This window comes from Spirosoma endophyticum, from assembly GCF_900112365.1.
Lineage (GTDB): Bacteria > Bacteroidota > Bacteroidia > Cytophagales > Spirosomataceae > Spirosoma > Spirosoma endophyticum.
Map to the genome: position 1 here is coordinate 692,587 of NZ_FOLQ01000003.1, position 23,159 is coordinate 715,745.

Here is a 23,159-nt window from a genome sequence, read left to right on the forward strand (position 1 = left end):
AGTGTGGTCGGGCTTGTTTATGTTGTGATAAAAAGCAAATGGCTTACTGTTTATCCCAGAAGACACGGGTGTCTAAATCATCAGCTCCCTGGCGGGTAACGGCCGCATTGTAATTATCGGCGTTGACGGATTTTTCGCTCAACGGGTACGTTAGCCGACGAATAAAGGCACCTGCTATCGTTTTGCCCGGATAGGGGTTAGGTGTAAGAACTGGAAAACCGCTTCGCCGGAAGTTGGCAAAAGCCTCGGGACCGTTCAGGAAGGAGGCTACCCAGTACTGCGTATTGATTTGCTCCAGTGCCTTCGACGCATCGAATGGGTTTGCCGTTAGGTAAGCCGTGATGTCGGCGGCTGCAATCGTAGCCGATGCATCATATTCCTTCATCTGATTCATGTGAGCTGTAACTCCAGCTTTATAGAAATCAGCTGCGCTGCCAGTTGTCCAGCCCCGCTGGGCCGCTTCGGCCAGAAGAAGCTGCGTTTGTGCATAAGTAATGTAATGTTGTGGCGCATCTACCTTTGCCACCGTGCGTCGGTTGAGTTGAGAGTATTTCCAGCCACCTGAGCCTACGTTACCGGGATAACCAGGCGCATTGATAATACTACCGTTGTCGTAGCCAAGCGGGAAACCTATCTGGTTCGCTGGCGTATTATCTTCAGTTGTGCCGCTGGGGTCTTTTGACGGCTCGGCATATTTTGTTGCAATGACTTTCAAACGCGGGTCGTTGGTTTGTTTCAGGTAACTCACGAAGGGCTGAGCCAGATAGAAATTTGCTTTCTCCGTGCCATTCCACAAACCACTGGTTGGACTGGTAAAGATGCTGGTGTACTGAATCTTGACGTTGTCGTCGTTCGATTGCATGACTCCTCCCGCAACAGCTTTTTGCACAAAAGACTGGGCTTTCGCTGCGTCCACTTTCGATAGCCGCATAGCGACACGTAGCATCAGTGAATAGCCCAGGCGCTTCCATTGCGCAATGTTTCCTTTATAGAACAAATCACCCGTTTCAACTCGCTTGGCCGGGTCCAGAGCAGCTGTTGCCTGATCGAGTTCGTTCAGGAGATCGTTATAAATGTCCTGCTGGCTATCGTATTTGGGCAAATAGGTAGACTGTAAATACGCCTGTCCAGCCTGGGAGTAAGGAACATCGCCATACGTATCGACCAACACCTGAAAAACATAGGCTCTCCAGATACGTGACATGTTGTAAAGATTGCTTCGATTGGCGTCGGCTTTTGTCTGATTCATTACGTCGGCCAGTAGTTTCACAGGCCCGCTATTGCCATTTCCTGTTCCGCTAAAGAAAAAATTCCAGTTGACCATTGTGTTGGTCCGGTTATCCTGGTTGTAATTCCCGCCGTTGTTCACCCCACCAAAGGGCGTAATAATCTGCTGTACGATACTCTCTTCGTACATAATCGTTTGAGCGGCCAGTGTGGTTGAGAACTGTGCATTGGAGAATAGGTAAGTTGGGTCAATGATTGTTGACTGAACCGGATTCCGGTTTATCTCTTCGAACCCTTTGTCACAGCCACTCAAGCTGGTTAGCAAGAGGGCGCCTGATAGGATGTACTGTATTTTTTTCATGATTGGATGGCTGTAGATTGATTTATCCTTAAAATTTCAGGTTTACGTTGACGCCATAGCTGCGTGTTGTTGGCAGTGAATGCGTTTCGATACCCTGAATGTTGTCGGATGCCCCGGCTACTGCTTCGGGATCGAGGTTATCAACGTATTTTTTAATCAGCAGGAGATTGTTACCTATGGCCGAAACGGTTAAGCCTTTTATGAATGTCTTGTTGACAAACCGCGACAGGTCGTAGCCAATCGACAAGGACCGCCACCGAACAAAACTGGCATTATAAACAAATTGCTCGGTGTTGTTTGTACTACGGTAGCTGGAGTAAAAGTCTTCCGCTTCTACTCGGGTCGTATTGGGCGTATATTCAACCTGGCCCGTCGCATTTTTCACTTCATTGACGCCTTCGAATAAGACACCCCCTTCGCGGCCAACTAAAGACGCCTGAGACAAACCATGGCGCAGGAAATTCAGGTTTGAATTGGAAAGCAGTTTGTGCCCTGCTTTAAAATCAATTTGTGTAAAGATTCGGAAGCCCTTGTACGTGAACGTATTCAACCAGCCGCCCGTATATTTCGGAATGGCGCTGCCGAAGGTTGTAATGTCACCCGCCACGGGTTTGCCCCCCGACGTAATGATTCGTCCCTGCGGATCGCGTTTGTAGGCAATGCCGCGCAGAGAAGCCATCGGTAAACCAACCTCGTGCCATAATTCCCCAAAGAAATCACCCTGGCCTACCTTTAACCGTTGCTGACCATTGGCCAGTTCAAGCACCTTACTTTGGTTGTAGGTCAGGTTAAAGGTTGTTTCCCAGTTGAAATTATTATTTTTAATAGGCACCAGTGTCAGTAGCATTTCAACGCCCTGGTTACGCAGGCGGCCCACGTTTACTTTGGTCTTGTCGTAGCCCGATGCTGTTGAAATATCCACGTTCAGGATTTCGTCCACTGTATTCTTTTGATACACCGCCAAATCCAGGTTAATACGGCTGTTTAAGGCTCGTAATTCCAGTCCAACTTCAGCTTCTTTTATTTTGAGCGGACGAAGGTTCGCATTTGGACTGGTGTTGGTTGTGATGGAGCCAAGGCCCTGCCCCTGCAACGTATTGGCGTTTAGGCTGTAGAACAAGTTGTTCTGATAGGGATCTGTATCGCCCCCGACAACCGCATAAGCCGCTCTAACTTTAGCGTAGTTCAACCAGGTTGGCCGGATTTTCAATGCATCGCTGAGCACTAAACTTCCACTGACGGAGGGATAGAGGTAACTGGATTGCGCGAGTGTTGAAAACCAATCGTTTCGGGCCGTTACGTTAACGAACAAAAAATTCTTGTACGAGAATTCAGATGCTGCGTACAACGAATTGACCTGCTTGCGGCTATAAGCGTACTGAGGATCTTTGGCCTGGCCGTTCTGAATCGTGTATAGGTTCCGTATGTAGAAGTTGGTGGCCGATGCGCTGTTGTTCGTGTAAGTCTGCTGCAACTGGTTGCCCCCCAGCGTTAGGTCTATCCCAAAATTGCCAAACGTGTGGTTGGCTCCCAATAGGAAATCCAGATTCTTCTCCCGGAACGTAATTACTTCCTGATAGAAATAGCCATTAAAGCCCGTTGCCGCTGCCGATAGCGAGCGTGTTCCCGTTGGCCGGTTAAAGTCGTATGGTCGGGTATAGTAGTCTTGCCCGATACGTCCCTGTAGGTATAGCCAGTCATTAAATTGATATCGAAGGGATGCGTTGCCGAATAGCCGGTCACGACGTACATTTTCAGCGCGGTCATAGGCAACCCAGTAGGGATTGTTCCGATTTGTAAAGCGAGATGTAGCCAGCTCATTCCCATTGGCATCGTACCGGTTATCCCGTAATGTGTACATATCGACCGTATTCGCCGTGGTATAAACCGTTGTGTTGGCGTTCAGGTCCTGTAAGCCAATTTGGGGCGGATTGTGGTTGTATTCATTGGAATAGTTGGCGTTTATCTGGGCCGAAAACTTAGGCGTGAAATTGTAATTAAGGCCTATGTTAAAAATCTTCTTATGGTAGTCGGAGTTCGGAATGATGGCGTTGGCGTCGGTATTCGAAAAGGAGATTCGGAATCCGCCTTTGTCGCTGCCGCCCGATAAGGCCACTGTGTTTGTGAACGTACTACCCGTGCGATAGAATTTCTTGATGCGGTCCTTGCTGGCTAGATACGGCCGCATGACCCCATCAAACTGATACGTTGGCTTTCCATCAATTTTCTCACCAAAACTAAAAACGCCCGAACTCTGAGCTTCACCAACGGTGGTTGGCCGTTTGCCAAATTCGCCCTGACCATATTCATACTGGAAGTCTGTGTAATCCAGTGCCTGATCGGCTGTGAAGTTCGAGTTCACTTCCACGCCAATTCCGGCATTCCGACGACCTGTTTTTGTGGTAATGACAATAGCGCCATCTTTCGCCCGGAAACCGTAGAGGGCCGCAGCAGTTGATCCTTTTAGTACGGTCATCGTTTCGATGTCGTCCTGGTTAACGCTTTGTAAACCATCGCCCCCGTCCGCAGCCGATCCGCTACGGTTCGCTGTTCCGTCGGTGTCGCCCTGCCGACTCGAAAAATTGGAGTTATTGATGGGAACACCGTTAACGATAATGAGTGGCGAATTATCGCCTTTGAAAGACGATTGACCGCGGATACGAATTTTCGACGTTCCACCAGGCCCTCCCGTAGGAGCCGTAACGTTTACCCCCGCCACTTTACCCTGTAAGCTGTTTCCTAAATTGGTCGTTCGGTTGATAGTAAGCTGCTCTGTACCGACAGTTGCCGTAGCATAACCAAGTTTTTTCGATTCCTTTTTGATCCCTAAAGCGGTAACGACAATTTCGTTAAGGTTTTGGGCTGACTCCTGAAGCGTAACAGTCAACTGAGTTTGATTGCCCAGAACTATGTCCTGTCCAGTGAAGCCAATAGCACTAATGACCAGCGCTCCATTAGTCGGAGCAAGAATAGAAAAGTTGCCATCAGCATCCGTTGTGGTGCCATTGGTCGAGTTACGCAGTAAGATCGTGGCGCCTGGGATGGCCTTTTGATCGGTTCCCGAAATGACACGACCAGTTACGCGAATGTCCTGTGCCTGGACAGCATTGGTGAGTAGAATGGTTAACCAAAACAGCATGCCGAGCATACTGATTCGTCTTTGTACAAGATGTTTCATCAGGGGTAGGAATTAATTTTGGTTACTTATTTAAATAAGACAATCTAATCTTCTATTAATTATTTCTTAATAAAAAATTAATAAAGTGTCTGACTAGGTATATCTACTACTATTTTCAGATATGGGTGAAAAAATTTGGAAATATGAAAAGCACTATTCACCTTTGCCTATCAAACTAACAGAGTAAGTGGAATTAACTTAACCTTACAGATATGGTATCTTATCAACAACCGCTGGTTTTTACGTATCAAAAGGTGTACAAGGTATCCTTCGTCATTCCCTCTATGATGGATATGTGTTGTTAACCATCTCGTTTGTTCAGTGAAGCCCTACCTTCGCTTGATTCGTATCACCTATTTTTTAGTTTTCTGGCTTTCAAGCGACCTCACTACAGTTTATTCGTAGGAAAGCATATCTGAATTTTAGCAGCAAACCTCGGTTTGCTTTTCATCATCACAAATACTATACTTAATCTGTATAGTAAATGGTTTAAGTAAAATTAACTGAATTATTCATATGTCAATGGTATTATTAGAAGATCCAGCCCCTGTTCAGTCTACCAGCTTGTTAACCACTGAGCAAACGGCCTTTTTTGACAAAAATGGCTTCCTTCATATCAAGAACTTTGTTGATCACGACGTAGTACAGCTTTTTCTGCGCGAACTACAGCGCGTAGAAGCAAATTGGATTGACGAGAAAGTAGATAAAATCAACGGGACACCCATTAAATACGGGCGCGACGAGCATGGGCAGCAAATCGTCCAGCGGTTTGCGTTTGCTTCCTTATTCAGTCCGGTGTTACACGAGTTTTTGCAGGATGAGCGTCTAAAATCGCTTACTCAACTGCTGCAGCCTTATGAGGGACGTATCGGTGAAGAAGAAAAAGACGGTTTGGTTGTAAATCACTACGTTCGGACGCCCGAGAGCAACTTCTCGCGGATGGGCTGGCATACCGATAGCCCCCGCGATTTGTTCCTGGGTCACCGAATCCGGCCCATGCTTAATGTGGGTCTGCACCTGGATGAATGCCCAATGAGTAATGGCGGACTGCGTGTGTTGCCCGGTACGCATAAGCAGAATACACTGCTAACGCTGTTCCGTAAACGTCAGTTTATCGACCATCGGCCCGACCCCCGCGAGGTAGGATTCGACATCGAAGCGGGCGACCTGACCATCCATAACGGTAGCTTGTGGCATCGGGTGGAACAGTCGCCAAACTTGGGTGCCGAAAGCCGACGGCGGGTTATGTATATTCCGCTGATTACGGGGGAGTACAAGCCCAAAAGCGCAGCGAGCAAAACACCATTTTACCATCGGTTTGCGGCTAAAATTCAGAATTAAGTATAGTCTCCTAAATTGCTATTGACTAGTTACTCACGGCTTTGCTCATGCATTTTAACTGGCTTGCTTTTGCGGTTCCGCTGTTTCTGCTCTTTATAGGGCTGGAATATCTTGTGGCGAAGCGGCAGAAGAAAAATTACTTCCATTTTAACAACTCGGTTGCAAATCTCAACATTGGTGTAGGGGAGCGGTTGCTGGATAGTTTTACCGTTGGCGGGTTCTACTTCGTGTACGAGTACCTGCATCAACACTTTGCGCTGTTCGACATCCAGGCGAATGTGTGGGGCTGGGTTGGTCTGCTCATTGCCACCGATTTTGTCTGGTACTGGTACCATCGGCTGGCCCATGAAATCAATGTGTTCTGGGCGGTTCACGTCGTGCATCATCAGAGCGACGATTTCAACTACACAGTTTCGGCGCGTATCACGGTTTTTCAGGCGGTGGTACGTACGGGATTCTGGTCCATTTTGCCGGTCGTTGGCTTTCCCGCCGAGATGATTACGACGATGCTCCTGATTCATGGACTGTATCCGTTTTTCCTCCATACCCGTACGATTGGTAAGCTGGGCTGGCTCGAATACGTTCTGGTAACACCGTCGCACCACCGGGTTCACCACGCCAGCAATCCGCAATACCTGGATAAGAACTATGGCGATATGTTTATTATCTGGGATAAGCTCTTCGGTACGTTTGCTGAAGAGGAAGAGGAGCCAACTTACGGACTAACTAAACCACTTGACAGCCATAGTTTTTTATGGCAGCATTTTCATGGCTTGCTCGAATTGCTGATGGCTACCCAACGCGCAACGGGCTGGTCGGCAAAATGGGCTGTTCTATTTGGTCGTCCCGATACGGTCGATCCAGGCATTCGGGAAGAACTGGAAAATCGGTTTTTATCGGCCAATGCTGTCGAACGCTCCGTAGCACATAACAAGAGCCGACGCTTTCGGGGCTACGTTATTGGGCAACTGGCTGGTACGTTGTTGATTCTATTCTCGTTTTTGCTGCTCGATCAGTACGTGCCAGGGTATCTTCAGTTTTTAACCGCTTTATTTATTCTACTCACTGCCATCAATTGTGGCGCGTTGCTGGAACAACGGCAGTGGGTACTTTACCTCGAAATTGGTCGGGTAGGTGTACTCTGGCTGGCTCTATATGCAATACTAGGTGAGCCGATGCTTATCGTATTAGGATACATTGGTGCTCTATCATTCTGGGCTTACTTCTCATTGATCCAGAAACGCTATTTCCGACTGATCTACGGATGATTGGTTGCAACAATCCTAAAAAAGGCACAGGTGGCTTCTTCTCCTGAAAAACAGGGGAGGGCTGGGGTGGGGTAAGGCCTTACAAAACTTTTAAATACATACGCTGATGACACTTGAATTTGAAAACGAATTAGGCGATATTAGAACCGTTAGCACGCAGGAACGACTCCGTACTATTCGGATGCAGCCGCTGGTAACGGGTGATCTGGCGCCATTTTTCAGCCTTGCCGGAGCCCCAAGCGATTGGCGAGCGTCGGTTTTTGGTCATAAAAATCAGGAGTATACTACGTCGGTGCTGGATTTAGTCAGTGCCCGCCCTTTAGTCATTAGTTTTTATTGCCCATGCTGGGGACGGTACGCCCGGCCTTATCTGGATTCACTGGTTCGTTTGCATCAGCATCTACTTGTCGCTGATGCTGAGTTGGTTGTGTTTTCTGACGAGTCGCCAAAAGTACTGGCGCGGCAAATGAATGGACTGGATTTTCGGGTGGCTTACGATGCTGAATCGGCTGTAGCGCAACGGTTTGGCGTCTATAGCGAAGATGATCCCGTTTGGGAACGCGTGTCGGGCATTTCGGACGAAGCCTTTACGCCTGCATTATACGTAATTGGGCCGGATCGCCGGATTGCTTATCATTTCCTGGACGAAAACTTCGATCAGCCGATTGATCAGAATGTCGTTTTCAACGTCATTCGAGAGTTAAATGATGCGCATTATTAATTGCCTGCTATACAATCTGAAACGCGTTTAACTTTACTTTCTCATGAAACGAATCAATAAACCGGCTGAGCCCCTGAATCTCTATTCTGGCTTGTTCTTTGGGGTATGGTTGCTGGCAATGGTCGCATCCGCCGGCTTTCGGCAGGCTTCCGAATCGCACGCTGCCGGGGTGCGGTCTACCGATGACGGACCGGCCTACAAAGCCCAAATTGACGAGTGGCACCAGAAGCGGGTAAACTCCCTCAAAAGTGAAAACGGCTGGCTAAATCTGGCGGGATTGTTCTGGCTGAAAGAAGGCAAAAACTCGCTTGGCCGAGGGTCTGATTTCGACGTACCATTTCCTGAAGCCAGCGGCCCGGCAGAACTTGGTCAGCTCGTTCTGGAAAAAGGTGACGTTCGGTTTATACCAAAAGCGGGCGCAAACGTTCTGGCTGATGGAAAGCCTATTACAGAATCGGTGGTTGTTTTTTCGCCCAATAGTAAACCCGCCGTGCTGGAAAATGGCTCGTTACGTTGGGTAATTATCAAACGGGGCGACAAATATGGAATTCGACTACGTGATCTGGAGAGCCCGTTTTTGAAAGAGTTTACCACCGTTGAACGCTATCCTGTAGACGAAACCTGGAAAGTAAAAGCCAAACTGGAAAAGCCCGCAACCCCGAGAACCATTCCCATTCTGAACGTACTGGGTCAGGTTACACCGACGCCCTTAGCGGGTACGCTTGTGTTTGAAAAAGACGGGAAAACCTACCGGCTGGATGCTGTCGGCGAAGAAGGAAAGCTGTTTATTTTGTTTAGCGACCCGACCAATGCTCACGATACGTACGGTGCTGGTCGATTTCTGTATGCTGATAGACCAGCCGGTGCGGTGGATTCGGATGGGCTGGTAACGCTCGACTTTAATCAGGCTATCAATCCGCCATGCGCGTTTACGCCCTATGCGACCTGTCCGCTTCCGCCCAAACAAAACACACTGGCGCTGAACGTAACAGCGGGTGAGAAACGATACGGTGATCATTAATGCCGTGGAGTAGGGTATATGCATAGCGAACGAAATCAGGAGGGAGCATCGCATTTTCATGGGTTGCCGTATCAGGATCAATTGAATTTTGTCTGGCAGCAGGGTAAACTGCTCGAAGCCCGACGAATTCCCGGTTTTTGGTTGCATCTGTATTCGGTGAACGCCTTCTTTGTGGAAATGTGGGTTTGCCAGCGTCGGTATGATGTTACGTTAGTCCGGGTGCTGGAAGACCTGCATGAATTAGAGCCGTACGTTGACAAGATTTCGCTTGAAGGCTTACTCTCAGATCAATGATATAGCTTTGTTGGCTTAAAGCCTGCCCAATCAAAAAATCTAGCAATGCCTACGAATACACCTGCCTGGCCAGCAAGACGGCTTGTGTCGAAACTGCCGAATGTTGGCACGACGATTTTTACCGTTATGTCGAAGCTAGCTACCGAAATCGGGGCTATAAATTTATCGCAGGGATTTCCGGGTTTCGATTGTTCGCCCGAGCTGGTGACACTGGTTGAACACTACCTCAGAAAAGGGTTCAATCAATACGCCCCGATGACGGGCGTACCCGCTTTGCGGGAAGCACTGGCGCAGAAAACCACTGATCTCTATAATGTTAGTTACGACCCGGAAACGGAAATTACCGTAACATCGGGCGCCACCGAAGCGATTTTTGCCGCTGTTACGGCCGTGATACGTCCTGGCCGGGACGCCGGACCGGATGAGGTAATTGTGTTTGAACCCGCTTATGACAGCTATGTTCCCGCCATCGAATTAAATGGGGGTGTTCCAGTTTACGTAACGTTAACCCCACCCGATTACACGATTGACTGGGACGTAGTACGTGAGAAAATTACCGACAAAACACGGCTGATTTTAGTCAATACGCCCCACAATCCAACGGGTCGCGTCTGGACAACCGACGATCTCAATCAATTAGCGAGCGTAGTGCGTGATCGGGATATCTGGATTGTGAGCGACGAAGTCTATGAGCATATTTTGTTGGACGGAAGGCAACACAATTCGCTTATGACGCATCCTGATTTGCGGGAACGAACGTTCATTATTGGGTCGTTTGGCAAAACGTTTCACATTACCGGCTGGAAAATAGGCTATTGCCTGGCTCCAGCCGACCTGACAACTGAATTCAGGAAGATTCACCAGTACCTGACATTCAGCACCGTAACGCCGATTCAGTATGCGCTGGCCGATTACCTGAAAGAGCCTGAGCGTTACCTGAGCTTACCTGTCTTCTACGAGCGAAAACGAGATTTGTTCCTGGACGGTATTCGTGGTTCCCGATTTACATTCAAACCGGCAGAAGGAAGCTTCTTCCAAACCGTTTCGTATGCCGCCATTACCGACGAACCCGACTACGATCTGGCGATACGTCTGACCAAAGAAATTGGCGTAGCTTCCATTCCCGTTTCGGTTTTTTACAACCAGAAAAACGATTACAAGGTCCTACGCTTTTGCTTTGCGAAAGACGACGCCATTTTGCAGGAAGCCGCTGAACGATTGAGCCGGTTGTGAAAGCCCGATCGAGCCCTATGAGCCAATTTGACTATAGAGTTCATCAACGCGCCGATGTTGTTACTATCGGCGACTGGAATAGGAAATAATCGTAAATCAGACGGCTAACGTGGGCAATTGTTTGTTCCCGAACGTCTAGTGGTTGGGGTGATGGCCCAACAAATACGGCGATAGCGATATGGCCGGCGTCGCCCGGTAACGTAATAATACCTACGTCGTCGGTAGCATTGCCGTCCAGCGAGCCCGTTTTGTGGGCGATAATTGTTTCGGGTGGTAAATAACCTTTAAGTCGGTTGAGTCCGCCCCGACACCGCTGCATAACAGCCAATAACGTATCGCGGCTCGCGGGCGTGATGGCTTTCCCCCGGTAGATTTGGGTTAACAGATTCACCATTGCTTCCGGCGTTGACGTATCACGCAGATCATATTTAAATTTATCCTCTGCCGCTTTCAGGGATTCCGGTGTAACGCTTTTTTCCAGATTTTGATAGAAACCTAACGTCCACTGGCTGGGCGGAGGTAATGTAATGCCCTCTAAATCAGCCAGTAATTGAATAATAGTCCGGTCAACAGACATGCCCTGAATGCCCAGTGTTTTCAAGCGATTCTGAACCGCTTCGGTGCCCCCTGCCAGTCGAATCAGAATATCCGTAGCGGAGTTATCGCTGATCACCATCATCAACTCCAGCAAATTCTCCACCGACAACTGAACGCCTGGTTTGGCAAATAAAACGTCGAGTGTGCCGCTTCCCGGATGCAGATCGGATGGCTTCAGTTCGGTCATGGTGCTCAACGACAATTCGCCCTTTTCAATCTTGGTGAATAATTGTACCGCGATGGCTACCTTAATGGTACTCGCCATGGCAAACCGCTCCTGCAGGTTCAGGCTCACCTGTTTACCGCTTTCGAGGTGAACCGCACAAACGCCCACTTTCCCCTTTGCCAGCTTGGCGATACGTTCCAGTTCCTGCTGCAACCGTTGCGACGCTACGTCCGAAACGGCTTTGCCTTGCGCCCAGGTGGGGCGTATAGAACTGACCGAAAGTGCCAGACTAATAACAAGTATCCAAAGGGTTTTGAAACACGTAATTGATTTCATAATCGATGGAGGGTCAAGATAAAGAGTCTAGGGCCTGACCTAAATCAGCCATTAAATCTTCTACGTTCTCAATACCCACCGAGTACCGGATCAGGCTTTCGGGGATGCCCAGATGCGCGCGCTGTTCTTCCGTGAGTTCGACGTGGCTGGTGGTTCTGGGTGGTCCGGCTAACGTACTGACCGAGCCGAGGCTTGCCGCCAGATGCACGAGCTTCAGTTTTGGCAAAAACTTCTTTACATCTTCGTAGGTGCCATTTAGGGAAAAGCTCATCATCCCACCGAAACCCGACATTTGCGCCTTCGCAATGTCATGGCCGGGATGTGTTTCGAGACCTGGATAAAATACATCACTGACTTTGGGATGCGCTTTCAAAAAACGGGCGATTTTTAGCGCCGATGCGTTCTGGCGTTCAATACGTAATTCCAGCGTTTTCATTCCTCGGGCGATCATATACGCCGGATCGGCCTGGAGGCTGGCCCCGTTGATCTCCCGGAACTGGAACACCTTTTCGACAAGTTCTTTTTTACCCGCCAACAGGCCACCCATCGCATCTGAATGACCATTCAGGAATTTCGTCGCACTATGAATCACAAGGTCGGCTCCCAGCTTCAGCGGATTTTGGTTGATGGGCGTTGCAAACGTATTATCCACTGCCACAATCGCGCCAACCTTCTTGGCAGCTGCCGATAACCGTTTGATATCGACAATCTTAAGCGTTGGATTGGTTGGTGTTTCGAGGTAGACAACGTCGCAGCCTTTCGCAATTTCAGCCTCGAGTTGTTCGTGATCCGTGGTGTCGCAGAGCGTTACGTTGACATTGTATTTCGGCAGGAAATCCAGAAAAAGTCGGCTGGCTCCGCCGTATGTATCCTTAAGCGAAACAACCCGTTTGCCGGGCGTCAGGAACGAAAATAACGTATTGCTGATGGCGCCCATGCCCGTAGCGAACGACGTAGCGGCTTCAGCCGATTCCAGAATGCGAATCTTTTCTTCCAGTACGGCAACTGTCGGATTGGTGTTCCGGCTATAAATGTACCCCTCTGCTTTGCCGGTTGCCACGGCGTGCCATTCATCGAGATCATCGTAGGCAAAAGCAACACTGTTAACAATTGGTGAGGTAACTGCTCCTTTGAGAAACCGTTCGGTTTCACCACCCCAAACGGTGGCTGTACCAATTTTCTGTTCAGATAAATCCATTAAATTCAGGTGTTGTGTTTGTATGACTTGCTGTATACTACTTACTATTCATATAATTAACCGTGAGATGACACAGCGCTTTAACCCCACGTGGGAAACTGCTTTCGTCAATCCGAAAATCGGGCGTGTGGTGCGATAGATTTTCTCCCGGTTTAGTGTCTACAGGTTTGGCTCCCAGCCGGAAAAAGAAGCCGGGTACTTTTTGGGCGTAATAGGAAAAATCTTCTGATCCGGTTGCCGCGGGAACAAGTAATACGTTCTCCCGGCCCGCCAGTGCCTGTAGCGTCGGGACCATCTGCTTCGTCAAATTTACATTGTTGAAAACCAGCGCATCTTCCATACTGATCGATACGTCGACGGTTGCTCCGGCGCTTTTGGCAATGCTGGTGGCAATTTCCCGGATGCGTCGATGAATGGTGTTGCGCATGGTGGTATCCAGCGTACGGATCGTGCCAATCATGGTAGCTTCTTCGGGAATGATATTCTCCCGATTGCCTGCATTAAACGCGCCGACGGTCACTACCGCAGCGTTATCGGTGAGGGGCAGATTTCGGCTAACGATCGTTTGCAACCCCATAATAATCTGTGCGCCCGTAACAATCGGATCAACGCTGGACCAGGGCGAAGCGCCATGACTTTGCTTGCCATGAATGGTAATCTGGTAAATGTCATTTTCGGCGTAAAAGCCACCGGGTCGGTACGTGAACAGGCCAATGTCATTGCCTGACGCAATATGCTGGCCGAAAATGACGTCCACTTTTGGATTGTCGAGTACACCTTCTTTCACCATCAGCTTGGCGCCACCTTCCTCGCCCGTGGGTGGTCCTTCTTCTGAGGGCTGAAAAATAAACTTTACCGTCCCGCGTAGCTCACTTTTTACGGAGGCCAGCACCTCGGCCGCGCCCATCAGCATCGCTACGTGCGCATCGTGGCCGCAGGCATGCATCACGCCTGTGGCTTTGCCTTTATAGTCGGTCGTAGTGGTTGACTTGAATGACAAATTCGCCCGTTCGGTAATGGGCAACGCATCCATATCCGCGCGTAAAGCAACGACCGGTCCGGATTTACCGCCTTTCAACAGCCCAACAACCCCCGTTTTACCAACGCCCGTTTTGACTTCGATGCCTAAGGATTGTAAATGAGCGGCAATTTTTTCGGCTGTGTGAAACTCCCGGTTGCCGAGTTCGGGATTCTGGTGAATGTCGCGTCGCCAGGCAATTACTTTGGGCGTTAGACCGTCAGCAACTTTATCGATTTGTGCCAGTAAAACCGCGCTAGTCTCGTGGCCTTTTAGCGGTGTTACGTTCTGAGATAAGCAGACTAATGTGAATAAACAGGTTGATGCAAAAAAAACAAGTATCAGTCTGTAAATGAATTTCATAGAGTAACGAATGAAGGTAGATATGGATATTTAGCCAATTGATAGCTATCCATATCAGTCAAAGTTGGGAATAGATAGAATAGGAGTTACCTATACCGATGTGACTATTGTCTGAATGGTAGCCAAAAATACGGTCAACTATTTGTTTTGACAATTATTATTTGGTTAAATGGTCAAACCTGAGAATGCACTCTACCAGTAGGTAGAATTTTTTTAGTAAATATCTAAGCGCTCACCTAGTCATATTTTTTGTAATTTTGACTGTTTTGATATTAACATATTGTTAAATTATTGGTAAGGAATATGCAGAAATCTCTTCATCCTTTTTTCATTAAAAGGCTATCGCTCACGATGATAGCCTTTTTAATTTCTGGAGTTTTATGGGCTCAGAACGTTATTCAGGGAACCGTCCTGGATGCTAAGAAACAGCCTTTAGTGGGCATGAACGTACTTGTAAAGGGGACCACCCGCGGAACCGTTACCGATGTTGAGGGTAAATTTTCGGTAAGTGCTGATAATAATTCTATCCTGATTTTTTCGGGCGTGGGTTTTGTCAGGCAGGAAATTCCGGTGGGTAACCAGACGGACATTATCGTAACCCTTGCCGAAGATAATGCCGTGCTGAGTGAAGTCGTCGTAACGGCGCTGGGGATTAAGCGCGACAAGCGGTCGCTGGGGTATTCGATTCAGGAGATCAATGGCCAGGATATTTCGACCGCTAAAGAAGCTAACGTAGCTACTTCGCTGGCCGGGAAAATGGCGGGTGTTCAGGTCACTCGCTCGGCCAATGGCGCAGGCGGCTCGTCGCGGGTGATTATCCGGGGCGCCAACTCGCTCGTTGGGAACAGTCAGCCGCTCTACGTTATTGATGGAATTCCGATGGATAACCAAAATCCCCGCGCGCCCGGCAGCTCGGGCGGAATCGACTACGGCGATGGTATTTCTAACATCAATCCCGAAGACATCGAAACAATGTCGGTGCTGAAAGGCCCGAACGCGGCAGCCTTATACGGTCAGCGGGGGAGTAACGGTGTGGTCCTGATTACAACCAAATCCGGGAAAAATAAGAAAGGTATCGGGGTTAAATATGGCATCGATTATACGATAGGAAATGCGCTGGTCCTGCCTGATTTCCAGGATGAATACGCGCAGGGATTGGACGGCACGTTTACGAATTTTCGCGGAAACGACGGTAAGATTTACACTTGGGCCGCAGCGCAGGCGGCTGGTATTCAGGGGTTACCTAAGATGAGTGGCGGTCGGGACCGCTTCACCCGCGCCAGTTGGGGGGCTCACATGGAAGGTCAGCAATACGAAGATCAGTGGGGAAACGTACTGAATCTGACACCGCAGCCAAACACGTTTCAGAAGTTTTTCAATACGGAAAAATCAGTGGTCAATAACCTGAGTCTGGAAGGCGGCAACGATGCGGTGAGTTACCGACTGGCCTATTCCAACACGAACATCAATGGCTACGTCCCGACCAATACGTTAAACCGCAACAACATCAGCTTGCGAACGGTCGCTAAAGTAACCTCGAAATTAGAGGCCGACGTGAAGGTCAACTACATCGCGCAGGCGGGTGTGAACCGGCCGACGGTTTCTGATGCCGCCGATAATCCAGCCTATATATTTATCAGTCAGCCACGTAGTATACCGATGGACATTCTGGCAAATTCGGCCTGGACAGCATCGGACATTGCCAAACAACTCGGCTATGGTACAACCGCATTTGTCGGGCTTGAAAAAACCTACGCTACCAACTCCTCGACGGCAAATCCGTACTGGACAAGGGATCGTACCCGCAACTCCGACGATCGCCGACGTATCATTGGCTTAGTAAAACTGAGTTACCAATTCAACGACTGGATTCGCCTGACGGCCCGGACTGGAACGGATTTTTATACCGACGAGCGGTTCCGCTATCGTGATAAAGGCACCTACGTAACGACCAACAAAAACGGTGACATCACCGAAGAAGTGACGCGTACCCGCGAGGACAACAGCGACGTACTGCTCTCATTGACGCCTAAAATTTCGGAGAATATCTCGTTTGGCTTGAACCTTGGCGCCAATCATCAGCGGTATTACTCGCGCACAACGGGGAACACGGGTAACGAATTTATCGCTCCCAACCTGTTCATTATCAATAATACGCTGACAAATTCCTACGTCTTTGGTCTGACGGAATCGTCGATTAATTCGGTGTATGGTTCGGGTTCGATCGGCTACAAGGATATGGCGTTCATCGACTTTTCCGCCCGGAATGACTGGTCGTCGACGCTGTCGCCCAGGAATAATTCTTTCTTTTATCCGGCCATCAGCGGTAGTCTGGTGTTGACGGATGCCTTCCGGTTGCAGAGTCCCGCGCTGAGTTTCCTGAAAGTGAGAGCCTCCTGGGCGCAGGCCGGTAGTTCGGGAAGTCCGTATCAGCTCAACGGCAATTACTCGCTGGATCAGTACACGCAGGGGGGTATTCCACTGGCGTCGTTTGCCTCGACCATTCCCGATCCGAACCTGAAAAATGAGTTAACTACGTCGACGGAATTCGGCCTGGAAGCTCGGTTGTTCAAAAATCGGGTGGGCGTTACGTTTGCCTATTACAGCGCTGGCACCAGAAATCAGATTCTGAATGTGCCCCTGCCTCCGTCCAGTACGTTTACCTCACGATTGATCAACGCGGGCGAAATTCGGAACCACGGAATCGAGTTGAGTGTGAATGCTACGCCCGTTAAAACGGCGTCTGGGTTTTCCTGGGACGCTACGATAAATTACTCGCACAATCGCAACGAAGTGGTTTCGCTTGCTGAAGGTGTATCGACTTATATTCTGGGCAGTGACCGGGGTGTACAGGTTATTGCGACACCGGGGAAACCGTTTGGGACCATTCTTGGCAACGGATTTCAGTGGCTTCGGGATGGCTCTGGCAACCGAATCATTGATCCGGCAACGGGTCTTCCGGTGAAAACGAACGCTAAAATTCTCTACGAAATGGGGAACGCGCTACCGAAATGGATTGGTGGTTTCAACAACGCATTCCGCTACAAAGGCATTACGTTGTCGGGCCTGATCGACGTGAGTCAGGGGGGCAAAGTCTATTCGCAGAGCCTGCGCGAAGAACTGATTTATGGGACCATTAAAAAGACCGTTCCGGGTCGCGACGGAAGTTACGTAGCAGAAGGTGTAGTCGGTTCGAAAGCGGCTGATGGCACCTGGACCGGCACCGGACAGGCTAACACCAAAACCGTTCGGGCGCAGGATTACTGGAACGTAGTGGCTCCTGATAAAGACAACGTAGTGGCGGAAGAAATGCTCAATGACGCCAGCTACGTTATGCTGCGGGAAATGACACTCAACTATAACCTTCCCAGTAAATGGGTAAGCAAAACGCCATTCCGCAACATTCGGGCGGGCGTTTACGGGCGGAACCTGTTCTATCTACAGCGCAAAACGGATGGATTTGCGCCGGAAGCGTCGTCTTTCAACGTCAATAATTCCTCGTTGGGTCTGGAGTCGACAGCTTTGCCACTGCTCCGGTATTTTGGCTTTAGCCTCAACTGCGAACTGTAGACCCGATTCTTTACTCCAAACTTGATTCGTCAATGAAAAAAATACTAACACCCATCTATATCGCCGTGGCCTTATTGATGTCCCAGGCATGTACGGATGATTTTGAAAAAATAAACACGCCACCGACCTCCGTCACGGTTATTGATCCGGGCCTGGTGCTGTCGAAAGTGCAGCGGGACGCGGCTTTTTCAGAAGGTTTTGAGTACCCCAATAACCAGTTCGGTTCCTGGGTGCAGCAGTGGGCGGGCGGTGTGCTCATTTCGAGTTCGCGCTACGTGCAGCAGGCTGATACCGACCTCTGGGCGAGCCACTACGTTTATTTGCGGAACATCAGCCAGATTCGGAACCAGTTGCTGAAAGGGCTGGAAAACGATCCGAAGGGACGCACCAAACTGGCCATTGCCCGGATCGTGGAGATTTCGATCTGGCAGCGCCTGACCGATTTGTTTGGCGACGTACCCTATTCGCAAAGTGCGCTGGGTGTCGAAAATGTGAACAACCAGCCGGTGTTCGATACACAGGAATCGATCTACAAATCCCTGATTTCTACGCTGGATGCCGCCATTGCGCAGCTAAACGCTGGGGACGAAAACTACGGTACCGCCGATTTTTATTACAAAGGGGACGTAGCGAAATGGAAGAAATACGGCAATTCGCTGAAGCTTCGGTTGGGGATGCGGGTTCGCTACGCAGATGCCGCTCTGGCGCAGAAAACGGTTACCGAAGCCATGGGTCAACCGCTTATGGAGTCCAACGCCGATAATGCCGCCATTCCGACTTACAACGACGCAACCAACGCCAACGTCCACCCGGTACTGAACCACTGGCTGGCGGGAAGCCCCGATTTGAAATACCTGGCCGATAGGTTTGTGAATCAACTGGTTGCAACCAACGATCCGCGGTTACCAAGCCTGGTGCAGCCAACGGTCAATTCGGTAAAAGCCGGAAAACCTGCCTACAAAGGTATTGGTGTGGCCTTAACGGATGCGTTGCTCAAGACAATCATTAAGGACGATTACTCAACGGCTTCGCAGACGACGTATTTCAACAAAGCGTATAATCCTCCGATTCCGTGTCAGCACTTCACCTTTGCCGATGTGAGTTTCTACAAAGCTGAAGCTGCGCTGGAAGGCTGGGGGGCCACCGCCGATCAGGCCGAAAAATTCTACCAGGATGGCGTAAAAGCGGCTATGGCAATGTCGCCCTATAACGTAACGACGATCCCGGCGACTTATACCGAACTGTCGTTTACGGGCCTGACGAAAGAACAGAAACTCGAAAAAATCGGCACCCAGAAATGGATTCAGTTGTTTGGTCGATCCTACGAAGCCTTCATCGAATGGCGGAGAATGAGTTACCCAAAGCTCACACCGGGTCCCAACCCCGGCTCGACCAATGGACAGATTCCTCGTCGGTCGGTCTATTCCACGCAGGAGACACTGCTCAACAAAACCAACTACGATGCCGCCGTCGCTCGTTTTTCGAACGGAGACTCTTATCTGAGCAAAGTGTGGTGGGATAAACGATAGAAACGCAGCCCTTTACGTTGTTACCCAGGAGGTCGTTTCAGCATTGAAACGACCTCTTTTTATGCTCAATTGCCATTCATCCAGCAAAACAACCGTTCCGGTAGTTTGTAATACATAGTACCATCTGTCGCCCATATCTTTGTTTAACAAATCGGGAATAACCCGGCTAGATTTTAAACTGAAACAAAAACATACATATCATGAAAACCCTCATCAAATCACTCGCTTTAGCCCTTACACTGGGTTTTGTTACATCTTTCGCTACGTTCGCTAACACAAACCCTGGCGGGCGCCAAACAGTAGTAGCCTCTTTTAAATCAGCCATTTATACGACTGTTAGTGGCAAATTGAGTATTGCGCTTGACAAAGAAATTGGCGGAGTCGTTGACGTTCAGCTGAAAAATAAAGATGGTAAAATTTTATACGCTCAGCATCTGAGCAAGAAGGAGCGCCAGTACCGTAGGTTGTTAAACGTGAGTGAATTGCCCGATGGCGATTACCAGGTAGAAATCACCAATAGTGTTGAAACCACCACGCACAAGATGACGCTCTCGACGCAACAACCCGTAATGCCGAGCCGTTTGGTTGTGATAAACTAACCGGTAGCATTTGCTACTAATAGAACTCCTCATCTGAGAAAACGGGTGGGGAGTTTTTGCTTTTTGTGGCGGAGATGTTTGCTTAAGAGGTGTTTTTATTCGAATATTCAATGGGGTCTATAAAACCATTAGCTATTTAACAGTCCGTTATAATCCAATAGATCATTAAATAATACGCTCTCTTCTTCTATCCACTTATCTTTTTGATAGAGTTCATCAATCAGTTTACGTTGCTCGTCGCTGAACAGTTCCTCTAAGGGAATTTCGGGATGGGACAGTTTTTCCCATAAATCAGAGGGCCAACGACTGCCATGACCAGCAACACCTACTTGTTTACGAGGAGCGCTTTGTGGTGGGGTGAGTAGACGTGTTCGGCGGTTGTGATTAAGTAAATGTATAGCATATACATCCCGGTAAATAGTTAAGCCTGCATAATCCCAATCGCCAAAATAGCAGAATGTAGCTCCAGGGTCAGGTGCGTGAGCCAATTTTTCTACATTGCGTCCACCCGCATGACGTAGCTCTACTTGTTGAGTAAAGGCCTTTTGCCATTGAAGTAAATAGTGTTGATTCTCACAGAGGAGTACTAGACGAGCTTTGGGATGTCCACTTACCCAAATTGACTCTTGTATTAAATGACTCAACTGTGGATATTGGTCCAAATCAAGTAATTTTAAAACTGCTGAATTGAGACCTTCTTTTTCCTTTAATGCTTTAGCACTGTCAAAATATAAGGTTCCTACAATCTCGCGTGAATATTCACCCTTTATAATTACCACGCATTCATTAGCTACCTTCTGTAAACTCACTACATCTTTAAGAGTAAATTGAGCGTGGTGCGTATCCAAACCACAGTCTCCTAAAAACTTTTGAGCTTCTTTGTAAATAGGGGCGATTTCACGGTCATAGAATGCATTAAAAGTTGGACAAGCAATAGTAATATGAGGATAACGATGTTTTGGAGCAATTAAAAGCTGGTTCTTGTAACTAGTATAAACCGGATTTGTAAAGATTGGCTCGCCCAATAAAGTTTTGCTGCGCGTTTTTCCTCTACAACGTATTTCAGCCAAAGCTCGCAATAAACGCCAAGTATATTCAGGGCCAAGAAGAATAGGGTTAGGCTGCAACATCTGGTGGGAGCGGATCGAACAAAGTTGGATTAGGTATGGGAGCGAAACGCTCAGTTGGAACCGAAATAAGTTCGCCTTTACTTAACATAACTGGTGGCAGATTTTGACGAAGTGTGCGATTGCGACCAAGATGAAGAAAGTATAGTCGTTGCTCAGTACCTGTTTCATACACCAGAGGACGTACGGATAGCGAAATTACTTGGAAATTCTCTTTGTGTGCTAGTTCTAATAATGTTGTGTAATTACTGCCTAAACTGTCAACTTCATCAATAGCCATGAATCGTAAACCCCGCGAAGCTGTATGCGGTCCGCCACTACGTCCGATTACCGATAAACGGGCTATATTAAGCAAAGCTGCTGCCATGAAAGTTTGACCACTGCTCCCGTCATTAATATGGCCATCGTCGTTTTTCATCTCGAATTCCAGCTTAAGATAACTCAGCGGATCTAACAGCTTGGGAATAGTACGTTTTGGGTCTGTTCCACCTTTCTGAATGTAGGCACGAAATAGTATACTCTCGATTGAGTCTAAGTTAGCTAATTGACGGACAGTTTCAGGTTCGGCGGCTATACGCTGGAATTCATCTAACCATTCGACTGGATAAGCTGTAACTGGGCGTGTTGCGATATATGGTCGAAAACCGCCAGTTATTTCTGTTTTTTCTCTTCGAAAATACTTTTGTAACTCTCCTACTTCTTTGGCGAAGACATCATAGGCATCGCGAACATCGCTAATTAATTGGCCTAACTCTACTAATTTGAGACGGGCAATTTCCCGTGTTGATTCATTGATACTTCTCAAGGCACTTTGTAAACGCTCCTGCCCTTCGTTGGTAGAGTGGATTACACCACGGACTTCATCTGGTAATACTTCCTGCATAAAAGTTAATAAATCATCGGCAGGTCGGTATTTAGCTATTTCATCGCTACTTAGAAACTCTTTTACAAGTTCACGAAATAGTATTTCATATTCGTTTTCTTTTTCTTGAACCTCAATATGAGTGGGAATAATATTCAGTTCTTCAGCTTCTACTAATGGTAGCTTTTTGAAATTAGCTTGAGCTTCCTCTTCTATTTTCTGTAGATCGACAAGCTTAAGTTTAGTATCAGTTAATTCTTTTTGCTCTGCTTTAAGGTTGAGTTCTGCTGTAATTAATTGTCTGGTTAGGTCTTCACTTAATCTACCGTCTGCGTTGTTAATTTCTACGTAATGTGTGTCAATAAGTTCAGCAGGTATATCACCAGAATTCTCCTTCAACCAATCTCTTGTCTTATGTTGGGTATTGCGTAGTTGTATGCGATATCTCCACAAATTAGCGGCTAAATGTGTCCTATTAACTTCATCGACTTGCTTTTGCAAGCCATTCAGCTCATCTTCTAGTTTTATTGCTTCTCCCAAGGCAGCAGCATAAGCAACCTTAGCCTCGTTAGCATTAGTGATTGCTATTTGTTCAGCTAGTATCAAATCATTGCGCTTGCGGTGTAGACTAGTAGCATTATTAATATCTGTTGGGCTTGTAGGAAAGTCAGTAGGTATTGTTGTTTTGTTTACCCTTATGTCGTCCAGCAAAGGCAACGCTTCCTCCCACTGTGTAAATCCTTTTAAAATGTCTAGTAAATTTCTTGCATTTCGACTCTTGGATTCTAACACTTCAGCCTGCTTTTCATTTTTCTGACTCCATGTTGCTAAAAGCTGTACGTCGTCAAGTAAAAGTGGACAAAAGGGTTGGGAATGGGAAGAGACAATTCAGTAAATTGTTTCACTCAAACCTCCTTGATTATGTCCAATTCAACCAAAACTTCCAAAGGCAAACGTGCAGCTTCTCCAACCCCCACATCTGCCGAGCGTAAACCTGCTTTATCCATTATCAAAGACATCCAGCGACAAACCAGACGACAGTACACCGCGGAAGAAAAAATTCGCATTGTCCTGGAAGGCTTACAAGGCGAACAGTCAGTAGCCGAGATCTGTCGGCGAGAAGGGCTCAATACTAACATTTATTACCGTT

17 protein-coding genes are annotated in these 23,159 nt (G+C 48.1%); 10 read left to right on the plus strand and 7 right to left on the minus strand.

The features are described from left to right. Positions 1-43 precede the first annotated feature (43 nt). Positions 44-1,588, minus strand: coding sequence for a SusD/RagB family nutrient-binding outer membrane lipoprotein (locus tag BM202_RS11935; RefSeq protein WP_093826185.1), 1,545 nt, complete (start codon positions 1,586-1,588; stop codon positions 44-46). 28 nt (positions 1,589-1,616) lie between these two features. Then, positions 1,617-4,766 (minus strand): SusC/RagA family TonB-linked outer membrane protein, encoded by a 3,150-nt coding sequence (locus BM202_RS11940; RefSeq protein WP_093826188.1) that lies wholly within the window; start codon positions 4,764-4,766, stop codon positions 1,617-1,619. A 522-nt stretch (positions 4,767-5,288) separates the two neighbouring features. On the opposite strand from BM202_RS11940, the gene BM202_RS11945 reads away from it, so the two are divergent. The 6 genes from BM202_RS11945 to BM202_RS11970 all read left to right on the plus strand — a co-directional run bounded on the left by BM202_RS11945 (position 5,289) and on the right by BM202_RS11970 (position 10,644). Beyond that, positions 5,289-6,107 carry a phytanoyl-CoA dioxygenase family protein gene (locus BM202_RS11945; protein WP_093826190.1) on the plus strand — a complete coding sequence of 273 codons (819 nt, stop codon included), beginning with the start codon at positions 5,289-5,291 and terminating at the stop codon, positions 6,105-6,107. Positions 6,108-6,154: 47 nt separating this feature from the next. Continuing rightward, a complete protein-coding gene (locus tag BM202_RS11950; protein ID WP_093826192.1) occupies positions 6,155-7,375 on the plus strand; it encodes a sterol desaturase family protein in 1,221 nt (406 codons plus the stop codon). Between the two features lie 106 nt (positions 7,376-7,481). Continuing rightward, positions 7,482-8,096: a peroxiredoxin family protein gene (locus tag BM202_RS11955; RefSeq protein ID WP_093826194.1), complete on the plus strand. Its 615-nt coding sequence runs from the start codon at positions 7,482-7,484 to the stop codon at positions 8,094-8,096. Positions 8,097-8,139: 43 nt separating this feature from the next. Then, on the plus strand, positions 8,140-9,117 hold the full coding sequence (locus tag BM202_RS11960) for a DUF1684 domain-containing protein (RefSeq protein ID WP_093826195.1): 978 nt from the start codon (positions 8,140-8,142) through the stop codon (positions 9,115-9,117). A gap of 18 nt (positions 9,118-9,135) precedes the next feature. Then, entirely contained in the window at positions 9,136-9,411 is a 276-nt protein-coding gene (locus BM202_RS11965) for a hypothetical protein (RefSeq protein WP_093826197.1), read from the plus strand. 45 nt (positions 9,412-9,456) lie between these two features. Then, positions 9,457-10,644, plus strand: coding sequence for a methionine aminotransferase (locus BM202_RS11970; RefSeq protein ID WP_093826199.1), 1,188 nt, complete (start codon positions 9,457-9,459; stop codon positions 10,642-10,644). Positions 10,645-10,687: 43 nt separating this feature from the next. Here the strand turns inward: BM202_RS11970 and bla are convergent, their stop codons facing one another. Genes bla through BM202_RS11985 form a run of 3 tightly spaced genes read right to left on the minus strand, consistent with a single transcriptional unit; the run spans position 10,688 to position 14,322 of the window. Continuing rightward, a complete protein-coding gene (bla, locus tag BM202_RS11975) occupies positions 10,688-11,743 on the minus strand; it encodes a class A beta-lactamase (protein ID WP_093826201.1) in 1,056 nt (351 codons plus the stop codon). A gap of 13 nt (positions 11,744-11,756) precedes the next feature. Then, positions 11,757-12,941, minus strand: a complete 1,185-nt coding sequence (locus tag BM202_RS11980) for a cystathionine gamma-synthase family protein (RefSeq protein WP_093826203.1) — start codon at positions 12,939-12,941, stop codon at positions 11,757-11,759. Between the two features lie 37 nt (positions 12,942-12,978). Next, a complete protein-coding gene (locus BM202_RS11985; protein ID WP_093826205.1) occupies positions 12,979-14,322 on the minus strand; it encodes an amidohydrolase in 1,344 nt (447 codons plus the stop codon). Between the two features lie 351 nt (positions 14,323-14,673). On the opposite strand from BM202_RS11985, the gene BM202_RS11990 reads away from it, so the two are divergent. From BM202_RS11990 to BM202_RS12000, 3 genes are all read left to right on the plus strand, one after another. Continuing rightward, positions 14,674-17,892, plus strand: a complete 3,219-nt coding sequence (locus BM202_RS11990; protein ID WP_245776637.1) for a SusC/RagA family TonB-linked outer membrane protein — start codon at positions 14,674-14,676, stop codon at positions 17,890-17,892. Positions 17,893-17,924: 32 nt separating this feature from the next. Further along, a complete protein-coding gene (locus BM202_RS11995) occupies positions 17,925-19,421 on the plus strand; it encodes a SusD/RagB family nutrient-binding outer membrane lipoprotein (RefSeq protein ID WP_093826209.1) in 1,497 nt (498 codons plus the stop codon). 200 nt (positions 19,422-19,621) lie between these two features. Then, on the plus strand, positions 19,622-20,020 hold the full coding sequence (locus BM202_RS12000; protein WP_093826211.1) for a hypothetical protein: 399 nt from the start codon (positions 19,622-19,624) through the stop codon (positions 20,018-20,020). 128 nt (positions 20,021-20,148) lie between these two features. Here BM202_RS12000 and BM202_RS12005 read toward each other — a convergent pair whose 3' ends face one another. Continuing rightward, positions 20,149-21,150, minus strand: a complete 1,002-nt coding sequence (locus BM202_RS12005) for a hypothetical protein (RefSeq protein WP_093826213.1) — start codon at positions 21,148-21,150, stop codon at positions 20,149-20,151. Then, positions 21,137-22,801, minus strand: coding sequence for a hypothetical protein (locus BM202_RS12010; RefSeq protein WP_093826214.1), 1,665 nt, complete (start codon positions 22,799-22,801; stop codon positions 21,137-21,139). The genes BM202_RS12005 and BM202_RS12010 overlap by 14 nt, the downstream gene beginning before the upstream one ends. Before the next feature lie 129 nt (positions 22,802-22,930). Here BM202_RS12010 and BM202_RS12015 point away from each other — a divergent pair. Further along, positions 22,931-23,159: transposase (locus BM202_RS12015; RefSeq protein WP_177236565.1), on the plus strand; the 229-nt coding region annotated here is incomplete at its 3' end.

Coding starts and splice junctions, on each gene's coding strand:
- BM202_RS11935 (WP_093826185.1), bottom strand. CDS start 1,588: ATGAAAAAAATACAGTACATCCTATCAGGCGCCCTCTTGCTAACCAGC.
- BM202_RS11940 (WP_093826188.1), bottom strand. CDS start 4,766: ATGAAACATCTTGTACAAAGACGAATCAGTATGCTCGGCATGCTGTTT.
- BM202_RS11945 (WP_093826190.1), top strand. CDS start 5,289: ATGGTATTATTAGAAGATCCAGCCCCTGTTCAGTCTACCAGCTTGTTA.
- BM202_RS11950 (WP_093826192.1), top strand. CDS start 6,155: ATGCATTTTAACTGGCTTGCTTTTGCGGTTCCGCTGTTTCTGCTCTTT.
- BM202_RS11955 (WP_093826194.1), top strand. CDS start 7,482: ATGACACTTGAATTTGAAAACGAATTAGGCGATATTAGAACCGTTAGC.
- BM202_RS11960 (WP_093826195.1), top strand. CDS start 8,140: ATGAAACGAATCAATAAACCGGCTGAGCCCCTGAATCTCTATTCTGGC.
- BM202_RS11965 (WP_093826197.1), top strand. CDS start 9,136: ATGCATAGCGAACGAAATCAGGAGGGAGCATCGCATTTTCATGGGTTG.
- BM202_RS11970 (WP_093826199.1), top strand. CDS start 9,457: ATGCCTACGAATACACCTGCCTGGCCAGCAAGACGGCTTGTGTCGAAA.
- bla (WP_093826201.1), bottom strand. CDS start 11,743: ATGAAATCAATTACGTGTTTCAAAACCCTTTGGATACTTGTTATTAGT.
- BM202_RS11980 (WP_093826203.1), bottom strand. CDS start 12,941: ATGGATTTATCTGAACAGAAAATTGGTACAGCCACCGTTTGGGGTGGT.
- BM202_RS11985 (WP_093826205.1), bottom strand. CDS start 14,322: ATGAAATTCATTTACAGACTGATACTTGTTTTTTTTGCATCAACCTGT.
- BM202_RS11990 (WP_245776637.1), top strand. CDS start 14,674: ATGATAGCCTTTTTAATTTCTGGAGTTTTATGGGCTCAGAACGTTATT.
- BM202_RS11995 (WP_093826209.1), top strand. CDS start 17,925: ATGAAAAAAATACTAACACCCATCTATATCGCCGTGGCCTTATTGATG.
- BM202_RS12000 (WP_093826211.1), top strand. CDS start 19,622: ATGAAAACCCTCATCAAATCACTCGCTTTAGCCCTTACACTGGGTTTT.
- BM202_RS12005 (WP_093826213.1), bottom strand. CDS start 21,150: ATGTTGCAGCCTAACCCTATTCTTCTTGGCCCTGAATATACTTGGCGT.